Below are 19,275 nucleotides of genomic sequence, written 5' to 3'. Positions count from 1 at the left end.
GATACGCAGAAAATCTTGGTAGAATGTCGGTAGCATTTTTTTGTTGGGGTGGCCGCAAACGCCACCCTCTTTTTTGGGACTCCTCTATTCTCTCAAACAATTGTCCCGTCTGGCTTCCGTCTACCTTGTCACCCTCTCAGGGCAGTTGGACGCCGGAAGAGTTTCAAACTTTAAAACAGTATAATATTGAAGGTTTTGAAGTTTTAGAAAATTCTCACGAACTCGAATCAAAAATAACTTGCGATATCGCTAAGACCGTTTTTAAAGATAAGACGATCGATGGCTTTATATTTGTGGGTAGCGATCGCTTATTTTTGAATTCAATTTATATTGCAAAACACCAAAACAAACCCGTATTAGTCATTTGCGATCGCAAAAACGACAGCCAGTTACTCTGTCAGTTAGCCGACGAATTTATACCGATCGCCCAACTCGAACCCGCCACCCAAGTTCCAATATTTCAAAATTCAAAACTTCTAGAACTCGCTTTAACCCATCGTTCTTATGCCAACGAATCCTCAAAATCTACCGACCATAACGAACGCTTAGAATTTCTGGGCGATTCCGTCTTAAACTTTATTAGCGCCTCTTATTTATATCAAAAAAAGACAGAGTTTAGCGAAGCAAAACTTACGCGACTGCGATCGAAATTGGTGGACGAACCCCAGCTAGCCAGTTTCGCCCGACAACTCGAACTCAACCGCCATATCAAACTCGGTCAAGGGGCAGAAAAAGAAGGCGGCCGTCAGAACGATTCTCTTCTGAGCGATGTTTTTGAAGCCGTCATAGGGGCATATTTTCTCGATGCGGGAATCGATGCCGTGCGGGAGTTTGTCGAACCCTTTTTCGAGGCGGCGATCGAAACCTTAAATACGGCAGATCTCCTCAAAGGCGATCGCCTCACCGACGCCAAAAATCGCTTTCAAGAATGGACGTTAGCCCAGTTCGGAACGCCCCCAACCTATCGTCTCATTGAAGAATCAGGGCCGCCCCACGCTCGACAGTTTACCGTCGAAGCCGTCGTCAACGATACCGTTTACGGACGCGGACGCGGTTCGCGCAAACGGGAAGCCGAAAAACGCGCCGCAGAAGTGGCGTTAAAACAGCTAGACGAGGCAAAGTAGACGAGAGCGAAACGCTGCAAACCTAAATTTAAAAAACTTTCGATGATGGATCTTTTTGCTGTCCCGCCACCGCTTCCCGTCGCGATCGCCGAAACACCCCAAGTTTCCCTACAAGGTGCGATTGAATTTCACGTTCATTCTGCCCCCGATATCGTCGATCGCAAACTCGACGATTTCGAGTTAGTCGAACAGGCGGCGAAGGCGAAAATGAAAGCGGTGGTGTTGAAAAATCACGTTTTACCCACCGCCGATCGCGCCGAACTGTCCCATCGCCTCCATCCCAACATCGAAGTCTTTGGCGGCGTGGTTCTCAACGAAGCCGTCGGCGGACTCAATCCTAAAGCTGTCGAAGTCATGGCCGATACCGCCGGACATCGCGGAAAAGTGGTCTGGCTTCCCACCATCGACGCCGACTATCACCGACGCAAATTTGGCAAGACAACGCCGGGAATTCGCGTCGCCACGGGAAATCGCCTCGTTCCGTCTGTGGAGGCGGTGTTGGAGGTGGTACGCGATCGCGATTTAATCCTCGAAACCGGACATATTTCTCCCGAGGAAGTCTTGGCGGTGGTGCGTGAAGCTCGGACAATGGGAATCGAGAAGATCGTCATCACCCACGCGATGGCGGACGTTCCGGGGTTGTCGATCGCCCAAATGAAAACCCTGGCACAGATGGGGGCATACTTAGAGTTAGATTACGTGAATGCTTTAATGGGGGAAAGGGCGATCGATCCGGCTCATCGCCAATGGCATCGCGTCTCGGTAGAGGAGATGGCGCAGGCGATTCGAGACATCGGTGCCGAACACTTTATCTTGAGTACGGATTTGGGACGTCCGAACGATCCGACTCCCGTGGAAGGATACATCCGCTTTGTGCGGGAATTACAGGATTTGGGGATGTCTACTGAGGAGATCGACGTGATGGCACGTCAGAATCCGGCGAGGTTGTTGGGAGTGTAACTAACCCATTCGATCTCGTTCGCTTTAATGGATATGGAAAGCGAATGACCCAGGCTATGGAAACAAGTTCTGAGAGACCCGAATCGCGACGAGAGGCGATCGAACGTAAAAATATGGACGATATGCTCTTGACCCTAGAGCATTTGTTCGAGCGAGAAGAATCCACGGCGAAGATCGTTCTCGCCTGTTTGTATAATATGGGGTCGGAAAATTTGATTTATCGCAAGGTTTGCTTTCGTCCGCTGCGAATCGCACTCCGACCCTTTGCGAAACTCTCGAAACCTGTGTTTTTGTTTTTTGGACTGCGTTGGTTTAAAGCCAACTGTCCTTGGTTGATTGCGGATTGGTTGCGATCGCTGGTGGAGTTCGACGGACAGACGAATCCCGAGGACACCGAATTGCAACAGATTCAAACCCCGGAACTGAACGAACTTCCACCGCCGGATTACGTTCTCAAAGCCGAACGCAGCGATCGCGAGATCGAACGTCTCAACGCGCAAGTTCGCTTGCTGACGAGTTCGTTAGTGGTGACGGTGGCGATTTTGGGAAGTATGCTGGCATGGTTGGGGTACGAACTTCACGTGACGCGATCGCTCGACAGCGATCCTCCTATCGCCACGCAAGATCGACAACAGGAATTTCCGTTTTGAGCGATCGGGCGATCGCCTGCTGCGATATCACTTGACTTAATTTATCTTTACAATAGTTTTCAGAAAAACATTAATACTGTTTTGAATACCACAATCAATTGAATTTGTCAAGTTGTCGCCCGTCGATTTCATGAAACGAATTTTATTGTGGCATCGTAACGATCTGCGACTGCACGATCGCGAAGACTTACAGGAAGCGATCGCCACCCAAGCCCAAATTATTCCCCTGTATTGCTTCGATCCGCGTCAGTTTAGAAAAACCGCCTTTGGCTTTCCCAAAACTGGATCGTATCGCGCCCAATTTCTCATAGAAAGCGTCGCCGATTTACGAAATTCCTTGCGCCAGCGAGGAAGCGATTTAGTGGTGCGATGTGGGAAACCCGAGGCGATCGTACCGCAACTCGTCAAAGATCTCGACATCGACGGGGTATTTTTTCAAGAAGAGGTGACATCAGAAGAAACGACGTGCGATCGGGCGGTGACGAACGCCCTAAAATCGATGGGCGTTAACGTTCAAATATTTTGGGGATCGACGCTATTTCATCCCAAAAATCTCCCCTTTCCAATTTCTCAGCTTCCCGAAATATTTACCCAATTTCGCAAGCAAGTCGAGAAGGAATCGGGAACTGACAATTTTTTCCCAACACCGAAACAACTCCCGCAACTTCCCGATATCGACGTTGGAGAACTCCCCACTTTAGAGGCGTTAGGTGTCGAACCACCACAATTTGACGAGCGCGCCGTTTTAAAATTTCAGGGGGGAGAAACAGCGGGAATGGCGAGAGTGAAAGAGTATTTCTGGGAACGCGATCGCCTGCGGGTTTACAAACAAACCCGAAATGGAATGTTGGGGGCGGATTACTCCTCTAAGTTTTCTCCTTGGCTGGCGTTAGGGTGTTTGTCACCGCGATATATCTACGAGGAAGTGAAAGCCTACGAAGCCGAACGAGTTCGTAACGATTCGACGTATTGGTTAATCTTCGAGTTGTTGTGGCGAGACTACTTCCGATTTATCTGCCAAAAACACGGCGATCGCGTCTTTTACCGTTCGGGATTGCGCGGATTAGATATCGACTGGAAACAGGATTGGGAGCGGTTCGAGTTGTGGGCGCAAGGAAAGACGGGATATCCCCTCATCGATGCGAACATGAGAGAACTTCAACTCACTGGATTTATGTCGAATCGCGGACGCCAAAACGTCGCCAGTTTCCTGACAAAGAATTTAGGGATCGACTGGCGCATGGGTGCGGAATGGTTCGAGTCGTTGTTAATTGACTACGATGTTTGTAGCAATTGGGGAAATTGGAACTACACCGCCGGGGTGGGGAACGATGCGCGAGGATTTCGCTATTTTAATATCCCCAAACAAGCAAAAGATTACGATCGCAACGGAGACTATGCAAAGCATTGGCTTCTGGAATTAGCGAAAGTTTCGGGGAACAAGGTTCACGAGGTTTATAAACTGGAGGCGTCGGAGTTGAAGCGATACGGTATTACGCGAGGGGTAGATTATCCGAATCCAGTAGTGGATTTGATGAAATCCGTGAAAGCAAACGAGGCGGTTTATAATGCGGCTTTATTGGGTTGATTCACCACAGAGACACAGAGGACACAGAGAAGATTTTTGTTAATCCCCAAACACTAATTTGAGGTTTAAAATAAAATTTGGTAAAATGTTTGCTTCTGATACAGTTTTTGGGTTTTCTAAAATTTGGACGGGTTGGTCGGGACGATAACAGTATACTCGTTGCGTTTCGGGATCGAGAAGCCATCCTAAGCGAGCGCCGTTTTCAATATATTCTTGAAGCTTAGCGTTGAGAACTTCTAAATCGTCGGTGGGCGAACGCAGTTCTGCGACAAAGTCGGGACAAATGGGGGCAAACTTTCGGCGTTGCTCCCGAGAAAGCAGGTTCCAACGGGAATTGGCAATCCAAGCCGCATCGGGAGCGCGAATGGCGCTGTTTGGCAGCGTAAATCCGGCGGAGGAGTCGAAAGCAACTCCGAGTTGAGTTTGTTGGTTCCAAAGCCAAAGTTGGGCGCTCAATCCCAAGTTTTGACGACCCGTTTCACTTCCGCTGGGGGGCATGGCGATGAGTTCTCCTCGAGCCGTTCGTTCGAGTCGCAAATTGGGATTACTGCGGCAGAGTTCCTCGAAGGTTTCGTCAGTGAGCTGTAGGCTGGGTTGGAGGTTCAGAGTAATCATCGCTCGCTATATTTTCAATACCCTTGGTTTCTTGGCGTCCTTTGAGCCAATAGGTTGACATTTCACCTTTTCCTTTGACCTTGACGGTTCCTCGACTTTCTAAAATGTACTTATTTTTTAAAATGTTGTAAGTGGCTTGTGTGACTTGAATTCGTCCCGGTTCGCCCGACGATTCCATACGACTGGCAACGTTGACAGCATCGCCCCAAAGGTCGTAAATAAACTTTTTAGTGCCGATCACGCCAGCGACGACGACACCAGTATTGATGCCGATGCGAATTTGAAACGTATGGCCGCCTTCGTCGTGAAAACGTCGGACAGCCGCTTGCATTTCTAAGGCCATTTCTGCCATCGCTTCAGCGTGGTCGGAACGGGGAATGGGTAAGCCAGAGGCGACCATATACGCATCGCCGATGGTTTTGATTTTTTCGAGTCCGAACTGTTCGGCGAGGCGATCGAACGTGGAAAACATGAGGTTGAGTAAATCCACGAGTTCGATGGGGGTCAGCCGGGCTGAAAGGGGGGTAAATCCGACGATGTCGGCGAATAAAATACTCACCTCGTCGAAACTTTCGGCGATCGCGCTGCGGTCGTGTTTGAGGCGATCGACGATGGTTTCGGGCAAAATATTTAGGAGTAGGTTTTCAGCGCGTTCTCGTTCTTCGGCGAGGGCTTTCGCTCCCGTTTCTAAGCTTTCTAACATTCCGTTGACACTGTGGGCGAGGCTGCTGAGTTCGTCGTTTCCCGTTTCACGGACGCGCAAGGATAAATCGTTGCGGGTTCCGATTTCTCGAACTTCGTGGCTGAGATGGCTCAGACGCCGCAACACGAGTTTTTCGAGTAGTAACACGATCGCCCCACTCAGCAGCAACCCGACGACGAGAACCGAACCGATGAGGTAGCGTAGGGCGATTTGACCCTGGCGGTAGATGTCGCGGGGGAGTTCGACGCGCAGCAACACGATCGGTTTTCCAAAGAGATCGTCGAGGAGGGTGTAACCGGCGATGGTGTCGCGATCGAGAACTTGGGTGAAAATGGGTGCAGCGCGATCGCGATCGCCGTTCGTCTTCACCGGCCCGATTTGGCGGCGAATTCGAGCCACATCTTCGGGAACCTCATCGCTGTTGAGGCGATAGAGCGAAATCTGAAGTTGAGTTCGCTGTTTGAGTTGAGCGAGGCGATCGCGATCCCAATACTGTCCCATCAGTAGAATCCCCCGCGTCGGCCCCGTCTCGTTGCTGGGAAGGATGGGGCGGGCTGACACGGCCAGAATTCCCTCTGAGAGCAACAGTAAGCCTTTTTGGGAGCGATCGAAATCGAGGCCGTTGGCGAAAATCTTCTGAGGAAACAGAGTATTTAAGAGGGTTTCGGGAACTGGGGTCGGTTGTCTCTGATGGAAATCGTACCCTCGGGCGAAGACGGGGGTTTCCTCGCGATCGAGCAACACCAGCAGGTTGAGTTCGAGGTTGAGAAAAGTTTGGTCGACGAGATTTCGCTCGCGATAGCCTTCGTTTTGGGTTTCGATGTAATTATAGGTATCGTCCCAAGCCGCCCAGTCGAGAGCCGTGCGATCGAGCGCGTTAATTTCCGCTTGCAAGGCCGATCTCGCCCGTTCGACGTTCCGTCGGGTATGCTGTGTTTCGACCTGGGCGAAACGCAGCAACAAAATCGTTGCGAGGCTAGACGACAGTAAGGCGATCGACCCTACGAGAATCAGCCCGATGAGGAGAAGGGTTTTTTGACGCAAACTCATAGCGCCAGTTTATTCGACCTCGATCGAAAATGGCAGTCGCATATAAGCTCCCCGAGGATCGTTATAGGTACTGAGGTCTTCCAGAGTCGTTTGCAGGTCGCTCCAAATCTCCTCTAAAGGTGCCGGTAAGACCGACTCGTCGGGCGTTCCGAAGAGATCTTCGAGCAGTTGTTCTTCAAAACTCTTGATGCGAGGATATTCCTGCACCGTCCAATCTTCGCCGAGTTCGGCCAGTTCGGCGGCCGTTGAGACGGCCGTTTCCAGACCGCCGAGGCGATCGACTAAGCCCTGTTCCGCCGCGTCGAGTCCCGACCAAACCCGTCCTTTGGCAATATCTCGGACGCGATCGAGGGGTAATTCTCGCCAGGTCGAAACTTCTCGGATAAACCGTTGGTAGATGGTGTTGACGAAGCCTTGGAGGATGGCGAGTTCTTCTTCGGTTTTCGGGCGGGAGGCGGTGTCGAAGTCGGCTAGGGGAGAGGTTTTGACCACGTCCCAGGTAATCCCGTTTTCGTTCCCGATTTCTTGGACGTTGAAGAATACGCCGAACACTCCGATCGAACCGGTGATGGTGTTGGGTTGGGCGACGATTTCGGTGGCCGCCATCGAAATCCAATAACCTCCAGAAGCGGCGACGTTCCCCATCGACACGACGATGGGTTTTTCTTGGCGGATGAGTTCGACTTCTCGTTTGATCGTTTCTGAGGCGATCGCGCTTCCACCGGGACTGTTGACGCGCAACACCACGGCTTTGACATCTTCGTCGAGGCGCAAGTCTCGCAGTTGTTTCGCAAAGCGATCGCCGCCGATTTGTCGGACGCCCCCTTCTCCCTCGACGATAGGGCCTTCAGCGTAGATCACCGCAATTTCGCGATCGCTGTTTCCGACAATATCGCGATCTCCGTTGGGGTTAGTACTCTCGATATAGCGACCGAGGCTAATACGTCGGAAGGATTCGTCGGCGTCGGTCACGTTGGTGAGTTCCTTGAGTCGCGCGATAATTTCGTCGTCGTAGGCGACGCGATCGATCGCTTGGTATCCCACGGCTTCCTCAGCTTGCAGCAGTCCTTTCGCACTGGCGAGAGTGCGAATTTGCTGGGCGGTGAGTTCGCGGCGTTCGCTGACGGTATCGGCGAACTCGTTCCAAATGTCGGTCAGGAAGTCTTGGAGTTGTTGGCGGTTTTCGTTGCTGTAGTTGCTGCGGATAAAGGGTTCGACGGCGGATTTGAACTCGCCGACGCGCACCACCTGCACGCCGATTCCGTATCGATCGAACGCTTCAGCGAGGAAGGTGGTTTCAGCACTCAAGCCATTGAGAATCATAATCCCGAGGGGATCGATCGAGAGTTCGTTCGCCGTCGATGCGAGGTAGTATTCTCGTTCGGTCCAATCGCGATCGTGAGCGATGATGGGTTTTCCGCTGTCTCGGAAGCGATCGAGGGCGGCGCGGACTTCGATGAGGTTGGCGTATCCCGTTTCCATGGTTCCGGGAGTTCCTTGCACGAACAGTCCCACGATGCGATCGTCCTCGGCGGCGGTATCGATCGCGTTGACCACGTCTCGCAGGGGCAGCGTTCGGGCGTCTTCGTCGTCTAAGGCGCGTTGTAAGGCTTCCCCTGTAGTCGAAACCGGTTCGGTGTCCTCGATGTTCACCGCTAAATCGAGAACCAGTAACGAATCGTCTTTAACGCGGGGGCCGCCCGTATCTCGTAAAGCCGCAGTGACGGCCAGGAAAATCAGTCCTCCAAACCCAATGACGGAAAAGAGGATCAAGCCGACGATGGTGGCGAATATGTTTTTTATAAAATCCCGCATATTTTTACAGTCGTAGAGTGTGTGACGCGGACGTGAAAATGTGGCCGACCTCCAGTAAATTTTGTCTCCGCGTCACGCACCGCCCCCGTAATGGGGAGTCGTAGGGCGTGTGGCGCGGGTGAAAAGATGGGGTCGAAGTCGATTAATGGTATGCCACTCACGCAGTGTCTATCTTTTTAATGTAATCCGTCCTCTCCCTCGATGCGAAGCGCGAACGTTAAAAAAAACGCGAAAATCCCTTGCTCTTCGCAAAAATCGCGCGAAACTTCCTTAAAAATCTACTTTTACTAACGCATCGGACTGTTGCAGGGCGGCGATCGAACTGTTTCCAGTACAAAACAAGACGGTGGCGAGTTCGCTTTGTAGGAGTTCGGCCAGTTCGTAAAGGGTTTCGGTCGAATCCGAGGCCGCTTTGAGAAACGGCGTCGCCATTCCGGCCAGATCGGCTCCCAAGGCGAGGGATTTGGCCGCGTCGAGACCGTTACGCACCCCCCCCGAGGCGATGAGGGGAATTTCTGAATCGAGCGATCGCACCCCCACGATACACTCGGCCGTGGGAATGCCCCAATCGGCGAAAAGCGTTCCCAAACGACGTTGTTTGAGGTCTTTGGCTCGCTTCGCTTCGACTTTCGCCCAAGAAGTCCCTCCAGCTCCCGCTACATCGATCGCACTAACCCCTGCCTCGATGAGCTTTTTCGCCATCGTCGCAGAAATGCCGTTTCCCACTTCTTTGGCAACGACCGGGATAGAAAGCTTCTTGCATAAAATGGCGATTTTGTCAAGTAGTCCGTGAAAATTTGTATCGCCGTGGGTTTGAACGCACTCTTGAAGGGGATTGAGATGAAGGATGAGGGCGTCGGCTTCGATGGATTCGATCGCTCGCCGACACTCTTCGAGTCCGTAGTCGTAGTTGAGCTGTACCGCCCCGATATTGGCCAGCAGCAGGATGTCCGGTGCGAGCGATCGCACCGCAAACGTATCGGTCACCTCTGGGTTTTCCACCGCCACCCGCTGAGAACCGACGCCCATCGCGAGGCGATAGTGTTGGGCGACTTCAGCGAGGCGGTAGTTAATGGTTTTCGCCGTTTCCGTTCCCCCCGTCATCGAGGAAATCAGCAACGGCGCACCGAGGGATTTTCCGAGAAAAGCGGTACTGAGATCGATGTCGTCGAAATTCAGTTCTGGGAGACAGCAATGAGTGAAACGATAGCGTTCCAAACCGTTAGTGGTTTCGCGAAAGCGAACGTCTTCCTCTAAGCAAATCCGCAAGTGATCGGCTTTTCGGGCTTGGGTTTGCGAGGTGAAAGCAGTCGAGGCGTTAGCAACCATTTCCCAGGGCGATCGACGACAAAAGACTTGAGAATTAGGATACCGTATTAATTTGGAACTTCAGAAACGACTTTCAGACGCGGGTAGCTCATGAACACCATCGACGACAAAACGATTGTTAAAGAATATTTCAACTCTACGGGATTCGATCGCTGGCGGCGAATTTATGGTAATGGCGAGGTGAACAACGTTCAACTCGATATTCGTCAAGGCCACCAGCAAACCATCGACAAGGTGTTAAGCTGGCTCGACGACGATGGAAACCTCTCAACGCTAACGGTTTGCGATGCGGGGTGTGGTGTGGGAAGTTTGAGCGTTCCCCTCGCCAAATCGGGGGCGACCGTGTACGGAAGCGACCTGTCCGAGAAAATGGTCGAAGAGGCCAAAGAGCGAGCGGCCGCCGAACTCGAAGATACGAGTCGCTTGACCCTCGAAGCTCGCGATCTCGAAAGCCTGACGGGAAGCTATCACACCGTCATTTGTTTGGACGTTTTGATTCACTACCCAGACGACAAAATGGACGAGATGATCTCGCATCTCTGCTCGCTGGCCGAGTCGCGAGTTATTTTGAGTTTCGCTCCCAAAACCTGCTTGTTGACGGTTCTCAAAAAAATCGGCGAACTGTTCCCAGGCCCCAGCAAGACGACGCGAGCGTACCAACATCGAGAAAAAGAGATCGTGGCGATTTTCGAGAAAAACGGCTTTACGATCGCCCGTACCGACATGACCAGCACCCGCTTTTACTACTCCCGCCTCGTTGAAGCGGTAAAGCAGTGATGAGGTGACGGGATGATGAGGGGATAATTGACAATTTCTCCCCCTCTCCCAATCTCCCAATCTCCCAATCTCCCAATCTCCCAATCTCCCAATCTCCCCCTCCCAACTAATCCCGTCGTCGGTGCATTTCCTCGGGTGGGGAAATTTCCCAAGATTGCGTACCGGGGCGATCGTTGAGGTTGACGGACGGAATAGACGTCGGTTCTTGGGTCGTCAAGGGAGCGGGCGATCGCTCTTCGGGTTCGTCGTTCGGTGAAAGGTGAGACATCCACAGCGAAACCCCCACAGTCGCCACGAGGGGCGTTCCGTAAGCCACGTAACGCAGCCAGTCGGGATGGGGACGTAAGGCTTTGGGTTTCGGCGGGGGTGGAAGTTTGACTTGGGGGGGACGGGACACCGGGACGGGTTTCGGCGGTGGAGGGGGAACGGGTTTCGAGTTCGAGGGCGGAATTCCCGTGGCGATGCGGTGTCCGTCTAAGCCGAGGGCGTTTCCCCACAGACGAATCGTTCCGTAGAGATAACTGGGACTTTGAGGGAAATGGTAGACGTGTCCCGATTCCAAGGCGTGGAGGTGGGGGAGGGGAATGTGAGTGAGGTGGTGAACTTGAGCGAGGGAAAAGCCCTGTTTTTGGCGTTGGCTGCGATAGTAGCGTCCGACGCGGTACAGGTAAATCGCTCGTGGCGGCGGTGAGGTTTTGGAAGGTTGCGATCGCGCGGAGTTGGGTTGCTGAGACACTCGTTTGAGGGCGAGAAGAATGGCTTCGCGACTGACGGCGTGTACCATCATCTGGGCGGCGTAGGCGGACTCGCCGAACATTTCCTTCAAGCTGTCGAGGGCTTGTTGGTACGCACGAGAGCGAAGCAGTTCGGCTTCGACGCGTTCGAGGAGATACTCGAAGGATTCGGGCGTTACGGGAGGATCTGGGGCGCGATCGTCCGGGTATCTTGCGTCGGGTGGAGCGTTACCTGTCATGTCGCTGTTGGGGTCGATCGATCGGACTGTTCGATCGTTCGCGTTTTGCCGGCCGCCGTCCGGAGATTCGCCAATTTTCAGTAATTTCACGCAATCTGGCGGTTAAGGTGGTGGAACACCACGGCGGCCGGATTTGGGTTGAAAGTCAGGTGGGAGAAGTTCGACAAAAAACAAGGTATCGAACTCGAAACCCAGAATTTTGAGTTAGGCTGATTTTGTGTCGAGTTCGCTGAGTTTTTCTTGCGCCCAGTGGCGGAGTTTTTCGTCGGGATCGTTTTCGGCGCGATCGCGCAGTAAGATAACGGTTTCTAAGAGTTTGTTAGGAAAGCGATCGAGCAAGAGTTCGAGAGCCGTTTGGCGAGGATTGATGTGTAAGTCGTCTTCGCGAACAAACGGATCGTTATGAGCTACGTCGCACAGTAACTCGAAGGTTTGGGTATATTGCGGTTCGATTGGGGCGATCGTCGTGAGGATTGCCTTCAAAACTACCAAGCGCACCTCAGCATCGGAATCTTGGCGCACTCGCTCGGCGAGGAGAGATTGGGTTTCTGGATCGTTTTTGAAGTACCTGGCGAGGGCAGAAACCGCCGCTTGGCGAACGTCAGATCGCGGATCTTGTTTTGCCCACTCGACGATTTGGGAGTGGGTTGCCTCGCCCTTGAAATGTTCTGCCAAAGCAGCAACGGCAGCACCACGGACGTTAGAGTTTGCGTCTTCTCGTACTCGATCGAGAAGTAAGGACTCTGTGTTCTCGTCCTTGAAATGTTTGGCTAGAGCGGAAACGGCAGCGGCGCGAACCTCAGAACTTTTATCGTTTTGCATCCAATCGAAAAGTAGAGATTGAGTTGCTTCATTTTTGAAATGAATTGCTAAGACATTGGCAGCAGCCCAGCGAACAAAAAAGTGTTTTTCTTCTTGCAAATGTTCGATTAGTAAGGATTGTATTTCCAACTTGTCTTTGAGATATTCTGCTAGAGCCGTCACCGCACTCAAACGAACAATAAAATTTTTCTGTTGTTGTACTTCTTTGATAAGAAAAACTTGGATTTCCTCATTTTTGAAGTACTCTGCAAGAGCAGAAATTGCTGCCGAGCGAATTTCGTTATTCTCCTGTTCTTCTTGTGCTTTTTTTACAAGATGGGACTGGATTTCCCCATTTTTAAAGTGTTCTGCGAGAGCAGAAATTGCAGCAACGCGAACGTCTAAACGCCTATCAAATTGCATTCTTTTTAAAAGAAATTTTTTACAGTCCGGTTCTTTTTTGAAATACTTAACTATTCGTCTAATGCATAAGGCACGATGAAAAAAATATCCCCTATCATTAGCTAAGTACTTTTCTAGATAGCTCAGTGTGTTTTTCGACCCTAGTATCGATATACTAGCAATATTTTCTATAACTCGTTCAGCAATTGCTATAATATTTAGTATTAAGTTGTAATTTTTGTCAGGATATTTAGACAATTCACATAAAGTTGCATCGATTTCTTCCAGTAAAACTTTGAGAATTTCATCTGTTTTTTTTGCTATATCTTCAATTTCAAAATTTTCTCTTAAATCTTCCAAGCACTCTGCTGCCAAAAGCAATGCTATGGATTGACTGAAGTCGTTTTCATTGTTATATATCTTCTGTTCTAGCAAAGCTTCAATGGCCTGTCCAGAAAATCCTACCGGAATTAAATTGATTAATAGCCGTAAAACTTCGTGCCAGTCTGTATGTTTCCAATGTCTTCGATAAAGTTCGATTAATTCACCTGCTTTAATTGCATTCTTCGCATTGGGCGAATCACGGCAATTAAAACGCGATGCAAGCTCTTGGGCGCAGAAATATTCCAAAAACGTTCGGTGAACGAAGGCATAATAGTCGTTTCCTATGTGACAGAGAATAAAGTTCCGTGCGTGCAACTGTTCGATTAACTTACGTGCCAGCGTTAACGGATTTGTGTTAAACCTTCGTATTACCCGTTCCTCCGATAGAAGACTTTCCAGAGTTTCCTTATCGATGGTGTTTCCCGAAAGTTTGTTGCAGTTAGTTTGCATATAAAATGCAAGCCGTTGCAAAATTTTTTCTTTGTCACAGTAGTCCAACTGAGCCAATAATCGCCCCTCCTGAGATAACTGTTCTTGAGATAGCTTCTTCACCTCATCGTCCCACTGATACAGCAACAACCGCGCCGCCTCGCCGTAAAGTTCCGATCGATCGCGCGGTAGCTCTTGATAGCGGTTCAAAATTGCCATTAGCGTCAATAACAACGGATTTCGCGCCAGCAATCGAATTGGTGTTGAGGTCTCGATCGCTCGTGCTAAGCGTTCCTGTTTCTCCGCTCGTTCTGGCTCGTCATTTAGGTAAACCTGCTTGTGCCACTGTTGCGAAAATGCTTCGATTTGATCGTCTTCAAAATCTTGCAGCATCACGTGCTGAAACTCCGCATTCCTTAAAATATAGTCGTCGTAGCCAATGGGGCGCGAAGTGACCACGACCTGAACTTTCGGATAGTTGTTGGTGAAACGATGAATGGCTCTCTGGATTGTGTCGCGATGGGTTTTATCAAAAATCTCATCGAGTCCGTCGAACATCACGATCGCTTGACCGCGCTTGAGCCAATCGTGCAACGTATTCTGATTGAGATGGCAAACTGCACTACTCCCACGATCGAGAAATTCCAGAAAATTGTACCGAGTGTCCCGCCACTCGTTGAAATAGCGTCGTAACTCGATGACGATGGGGAGCGGCTTTAACACCAACTGATTCGGCTCGGTATCTTTCAAATGCGCCCACTGCAACGCCAACCACTGCAACAAGCTGGATTTCCCCGATCCCGGATCGCCTAAAACTACGAGATATTTAGTATATTGAGCGTTTCCCGGTTCCAGAAATGCCTGGACGGGGTCGGTGCTTCGCTTGCGATCGTGGCCTAACCTTTGCCCGTTATGAGGAGGTAGATAGCCACCATATTCTAGCGCTCTCTGTGGCACAAACACCCGAAATAGCTTTACGGGTCGATTGTAAAGGCTCGCACTTTTAGTCAAACTCTGAATTCGTAAAGAGCCGTAGGTTTCCTGCAAGCTTTCGGCGTATTTCTGCAAGTTGAAATCTGGCTGAATTCCCTGTGCGGCGGCAATCTGTTCGGTCAGTTCGACGGTATACACCGCGCGTAACTGCTCGTCTGTTTTGATGAGAGTTCGGATGGCTTCAAAATACGCCTCGCTGACTCGTCCCCAGTCAAACCCTTGGGGAAGAAAGGGTAACTGCGAACCGTAGACGAACTCGGGATAGTTTTCGTTAAAGCTTGCGGGTAAAAATTGCGCTCCTCGCGGGAACCACTGGGGTAAAAGTTGGAGATAGTGTCCTGTCTTCCAAGAGCGATCGAGTACCCGCGCGTCGATGCTGTGACAGCTTACTTTCAAGGCTTCCGTTAGGGTTTTCTGTACCTCTTCTTGCAGCAGAAACGCCATCACGGGTTTGCGAAATGGCTTAGCCCGAGCGCGATTGAGTCCGGCGGTTTGGAGTTCCGTTCCAAAGGCGATCGCGAACTTTCGTAACGCCTTCCGAACGATATCCCCTGCCAGCTTCTGGTCTACCGATTTCACCCCATCCGCGATCGCGTTCGTGAAGAATTTCTGAACGTAACCCTCGAGGGCTTTCTGAGCGATATTTGTGACGATGTAGCTGACGAACAAGCTGGAGACGGGATCGAGCATGGCAATATTCTCGAAAAAATGCAGTTTAGCGTCAATTTACTATTTTCAACACTCAACAATCTGTGAGTAGCAGATTTCTAATTTTTTCCTGAAACTCAATCACATTAAACATCCCTGTATCGGGTACTTTTTTTATAAAAAGATCGGCTTCATTTTCTTGTCCTTCAACAGGTTGGTGATATGCTGTCATTAGTACAACTTTTGTTGCTGGAGATATTTTTTTTATTGTTATTAGCAAACTGAATCCTTGGATATTTGAGGATGAATCTTCAACAAGTCTCAAATCTAAAATTGCCAGATCGAATTTGTGTTTTCGAGCTTGTATAAGCTTCAGAGCATTATCAAATCTCGAACACTCCATGATTTCCACTTCATATTCTCTAAGGCAATCTTCTAAGAGCGCCCTTAAGATATCTCTCCAGTGGTCTAAATCGTCTACCAGTAAAATAGAAACTGACATTAATTCACCCTAAACTCAAAATTTCGGCAAAGTAATTATAAATGATGTCCCGACACCAGGATCGGATTCAAAAGAGATTTGTCCTCCCATCTTCTCAAAAATGCTTTTAGCCCGCCAAAGACCATATCCACTACCATTCTTTTTAGTTGTAAAAAATGGTGTAAAAATTTCTTCTTGTAGATTTTTGGGAATTCCAATTCCTGTATCGCTGACGATAATACGAACAAATTTTTCATCAAAATCGGAAACCTCAACTTTTAGTTGACCTACATCTTTTTCTAAAATTGCTTCTATGCCATTTTTGATTATGGAGTTTAGCGAGTTTTCAATTAGAGAAGGTAGCCCTTTCACCCGACAAACACATTCATCTAAGTTATGTTGAATCGTTAATCGATCTGACTCGACTTCATGGCTATATAAAATAAAGCAGCTATCGAGCAAGGAAGATAAAACTTTATTCAATTCAACCTCGATTTCTTGTTCTGGTTGCTTTAATTTCTGTACTCGATCGAATAACCCTCGAAGATTTCCCTGAATTTTGCTGATATACCTATCAACATTGTCAACATTTATTGTTTGTGTTGTTTTGACTTCTTTTTCAAGTAACTGCAACCAAATAGGTATAGAACCAGCCAGACTATTCAGACGATGAACCAAGTCTTGAGCAACCAAAGAACGGGTCAGCATATTTTCTTGCTCAGCAACTTTTTGGGTGATTCTAGCATTTTCTAATGCGATCGCTGCCCAACGTGCCAACTGTTCTAAAATGTCTTGATTATCTTGTGTATATATATGTTGTTCGTCAGTACTATATGTTGCAATAACTCCCAAACAACGATCGTTTTCTTGTTCTCCTAATAAGATAGGAACTCCAAGCCAAGCAAAAGCCGGAAAATTTTTGTCTTCATCTATATAGTTTTGACCTTCATATTTATACCACTTTTGAGATTCTTTTGATGTGTGACGAATTGCTTTTTTTGTTTTAATAATTTGTTCGGTTTTGCCTCGACCTTCACTCAGTTTCCTTGGAGGATAAGGTGGCACACTTTCATTTCTTACATACACTATTTTAAAATCAATTAAATCATTTTCTGGTTCGTACAGAGCAATATACATATTTCCAGTGTCCATCAAGAACGACGCTCGATCGTGAATATATTCCAAAATTGACAATTCATCTGCTGGTACATCAATCGTCGTGATTAGTTTCTCTAAAAGTTCTTTATAAAGAGTGAGTCGATTGTTATTCTTTTTGAGTTTTCGATTGCTAAGTTCTAATTGGCTTTTTAAGCCAGACGTTCCAATCGCAACTGCTGCAGAATCGGCAAGTGTTTCTGTAAGTTTTTGACAATCATCTGAAAACGCATTTCGTTTTTTACTTTCTAAATTGAGAATACCCAAAATTTTATCTTGGAAAATCAGTGGTATGATGAACTCCGATCGCACGTCCGGACTGACTTCAACATAGTGAGGATCTTCCTTAACATTAGGACTGTAGTACGATTGGCGATTGATGAGTGCTTGACCTGCAATGCCACCCATAGCATTCCAGTTTTCATCCGTCGATTGTTCTAAATTTTTTAGTTTTGAAGTTCGACGATTTTTGTAATTTGCTTTAATTTGGAGACTTTGATGCCTCTTGTCGTAAAGCCACAAATCGGCGTAATCAGAATCGGTAAATTGAACTCCAGCCTCAAGAATTAAATCCAATATATCTTCAAGTGAATTTTCATTAACAGCTTTATAAATTTCATGCACTGAGTACAAATTGGAAATTCGTTGCTCGAAGTTTTGCTTTTCTAACCTTCGGAGATGTACGTTATCTAAAGCTAAAGCCGCATAATCGGAAAGTTCGTCCAAGAAACGTGCGTCATCTGAGTCATATATGTATTCTTCTTTCATATGATAAACAACAAATACCCCAATGCTTGTATCACGAATTTTCATCGGTACAGCAAGCAAGCTAGCAGGGTATTTATGTTGAGGTTCTGGAATAAAATATGATTTTACTTCAGCTTTTGTGTCAATGCGTTTACGTTGCTGAGTTTTTAAAACTTTCTTGATAATTCTTTCAGGAACATTAGCTAAAATTTGATTTTTTTGAAGATCGTCTGATACATCAACTGATTTATCTTTTCGGTAAGCAAATTTTAGTGTAAGCTCCTCAGTTAATTCATCTAACAAGAAAATGCATAAGTTATAAACATCACTAACTTCACGAGCTCGTTCGGCAATAATTTTAATAATTGTTTCTTCATTTAAATCTGTTTGAGCTAACAGATCGCTTTCAATTTTGGCTAAAGCAGTATAACGCTGCTCGAGCTGTACTCGATGAATCGCATTAGCCGCTCGATCGGATAAAATGTCTAAAAATTCAGCATCATTTTTGTTATACAAATACTCTGGCGAGTCTACATCTGGATGTTCGATAATAAACACACCGATTGCTCGTCCGTGGATTCTCATGGGAACACCAACCCATGACGCTAACTCGGTTTCATAAACTTCGTCGATTTGGGTTTCAATTTCTTTTTCTCTACATAACAATAAAGGAGATTGATTTTTGATGATTACATTAATGCGATCTTGATTTAATCGCTTCAATAAGCATTCTTGTTTGTGTTTGTCATGGGTATCACATAGTTTTCCATTTAACAAAACGACTTTAAGAGTCTTCTTATATTTGTCTTGCAATACAATTGATAGGGACTGAGTATCGATATCTCTAAGGCTTTGAATTTGTTCGTATATTTTTTCAAGTATTTCTCGTTCACTTTTTGCCTCAATTATTGTGAACTTTTCTTCAAGTTCGGCAATAATCTTAACACGCTCGTGTAACCGATAATAGTCAATAGCATTGGCGGCTAAATCGGTAATCGTATCTAAGATTTGAGCCAGTTCTTCTGTGTAAGCATTTTCTTGAGTCGGGTGTTGAACGATCAGTGCGCCGATCGTGCGATCGATCGCACTCATGGGTACTCCCAACCACGACGCTCCTAGCCAACAAGAGGAATCGCGGTCGGATACCTCCCGACGACGTAAATTCTCTGTAGTTTTAAATGACAGTATTTTATGTGTTTTAATAACTTCTAAAATTTTATTTATACCAATTTCTTGAAGTCTAACTTCTGCATCGCCAACGGATTTAATGTGACCGTCTTCATAATTCAAGACGAGGTCGAGCGAACTATCTAGCCGATGTTTGAAAACACCATAAATGTGAGGAGCTTGTGTTAGCTCGTAAACTTTCTCGGCAACGACTTGCAAGATTTTTACTTCGCTACGATGGTACTTGAGTTCTTTGCCAAGCGAAGAAAGAATTTGAAATGCTTTCACTTGTAAGTTGCGATTGAAATTCATAATTGTTTGCCCTCACAAAAACTTATTTGTGACCGCCGATTCAAAAATGAAATGCAACACCGGTGGGTTTACGAATAAAGGCTCATCGGCTATACTTCGATCTTTCATGAATAATTACCTAATTGAAGATCGAACCAATGAGCCATCACCATCTTACCCCATCTGAGCGTGT

General features: G+C 47.9%; 13 protein-coding genes. 5 read left to right on the top strand and 8 right to left on the bottom strand.

Going from position 1 to position 19,275, the window contains the following annotated elements; genetic code table 11:
• Positions 1-125: 125 nt before the first annotated feature.
• The 4 genes from rnc (at position 126) to POG22_RS20610 (ending at position 4,322) form a co-directional block, all read left to right on the top strand.
• Positions 126-1,124, top strand: coding sequence for a ribonuclease III (gene rnc, locus POG22_RS20625; RefSeq protein WP_498906981.1), 999 nt, complete (start codon positions 126-128; stop codon positions 1,122-1,124).
• A gap of 42 nt (positions 1,125-1,166) precedes the next feature.
• Positions 1,167-2,084, top strand: coding sequence for a DUF6282 family protein (locus POG22_RS20620; protein WP_498906980.1), 918 nt, complete (start codon positions 1,167-1,169; stop codon positions 2,082-2,084).
• Between the two features lie 56 nt (positions 2,085-2,140).
• On the top strand, positions 2,141-2,734 hold the full coding sequence (locus POG22_RS20615; protein ID WP_498906979.1) for a hypothetical protein: 594 nt from the start codon (positions 2,141-2,143) through the stop codon (positions 2,732-2,734).
• A 130-nt stretch (positions 2,735-2,864) separates the two neighbouring features.
• Positions 2,865-4,322, top strand: coding sequence for a DASH family cryptochrome (locus tag POG22_RS20610; protein ID WP_498906978.1), 1,458 nt, complete (start codon positions 2,865-2,867; stop codon positions 4,320-4,322).
• Between the two features lie 39 nt (positions 4,323-4,361).
• Here the strand turns inward: POG22_RS20610 and POG22_RS20605 are convergent, their stop codons facing one another.
• The 4 genes from POG22_RS20605 to fni form a co-directional block, all read right to left on the bottom strand.
• Positions 4,362-4,937 (bottom strand): Uma2 family endonuclease, encoded by a 576-nt coding sequence (locus tag POG22_RS20605; protein WP_498906977.1) that lies wholly within the window; start codon positions 4,935-4,937, stop codon positions 4,362-4,364.
• Positions 4,897-6,690: an adenylate/guanylate cyclase domain-containing protein gene (locus POG22_RS20600; protein ID WP_498906976.1), complete on the bottom strand. Its 1,794-nt coding sequence runs from the start codon at positions 6,688-6,690 to the stop codon at positions 4,897-4,899. The genes POG22_RS20605 and POG22_RS20600 overlap by 41 nt, the downstream gene beginning before the upstream one ends.
• A gap of 9 nt (positions 6,691-6,699) precedes the next feature.
• Entirely contained in the window at positions 6,700-8,505 is a 1,806-nt protein-coding gene (gene sppA / locus POG22_RS20595) for a signal peptide peptidase SppA (protein WP_498906975.1), read from the bottom strand.
• A 270-nt stretch (positions 8,506-8,775) separates the two neighbouring features.
• Positions 8,776-9,834, bottom strand: coding sequence for a type 2 isopentenyl-diphosphate Delta-isomerase (gene fni, locus POG22_RS20590; RefSeq protein ID WP_498906974.1), 1,059 nt, complete (start codon positions 9,832-9,834; stop codon positions 8,776-8,778).
• Between the two features lie 90 nt (positions 9,835-9,924).
• Between fni and bchM the strand changes: the two genes are divergently transcribed.
• Positions 9,925-10,611: a magnesium protoporphyrin IX methyltransferase gene (gene bchM, locus POG22_RS20585; RefSeq protein WP_063716258.1), complete on the top strand. Its 687-nt coding sequence runs from the start codon at positions 9,925-9,927 to the stop codon at positions 10,609-10,611.
• A gap of 106 nt (positions 10,612-10,717) precedes the next feature.
• Here bchM and POG22_RS20580 read toward each other — a convergent pair whose 3' ends face one another.
• From POG22_RS20580 to POG22_RS20565, 4 genes are all read right to left on the bottom strand, one after another.
• Complete coding sequence (locus POG22_RS20580) at positions 10,718-11,674, bottom strand: helix-turn-helix domain-containing protein (RefSeq protein WP_498906973.1); 957 nt, start codon at positions 11,672-11,674, stop codon at positions 10,718-10,720.
• Between the two features lie 114 nt (positions 11,675-11,788).
• Entirely contained in the window at positions 11,789-15,283 is a 3,495-nt protein-coding gene (locus tag POG22_RS20575; protein WP_498906972.1) for an NACHT domain-containing protein, read from the bottom strand.
• Between the two features lie 52 nt (positions 15,284-15,335).
• Complete coding sequence (locus tag POG22_RS20570; protein ID WP_498906971.1) at positions 15,336-15,743, bottom strand: response regulator; 408 nt, start codon at positions 15,741-15,743, stop codon at positions 15,336-15,338.
• A 15-nt stretch (positions 15,744-15,758) separates the two neighbouring features.
• Positions 15,759-19,103, bottom strand: coding sequence for a GAF domain-containing protein (locus tag POG22_RS20565; RefSeq protein ID WP_498906970.1), 3,345 nt, complete (start codon positions 19,101-19,103; stop codon positions 15,759-15,761).
• Positions 19,104-19,275: the final 172 nt, after the last annotated feature.

This window comes from Geitlerinema sp. CS-897, assembly GCF_028368005.1.
Taxonomy (GTDB): Bacteria; Cyanobacteriota; Cyanobacteriia; order Cyanobacteriales; family Geitlerinemataceae; genus Baaleninema; species Baaleninema simplex.
Note: the sequence above shows the minus strand (reverse complement) of the source record. Positions and strands in the feature narration are given on the sequence as shown.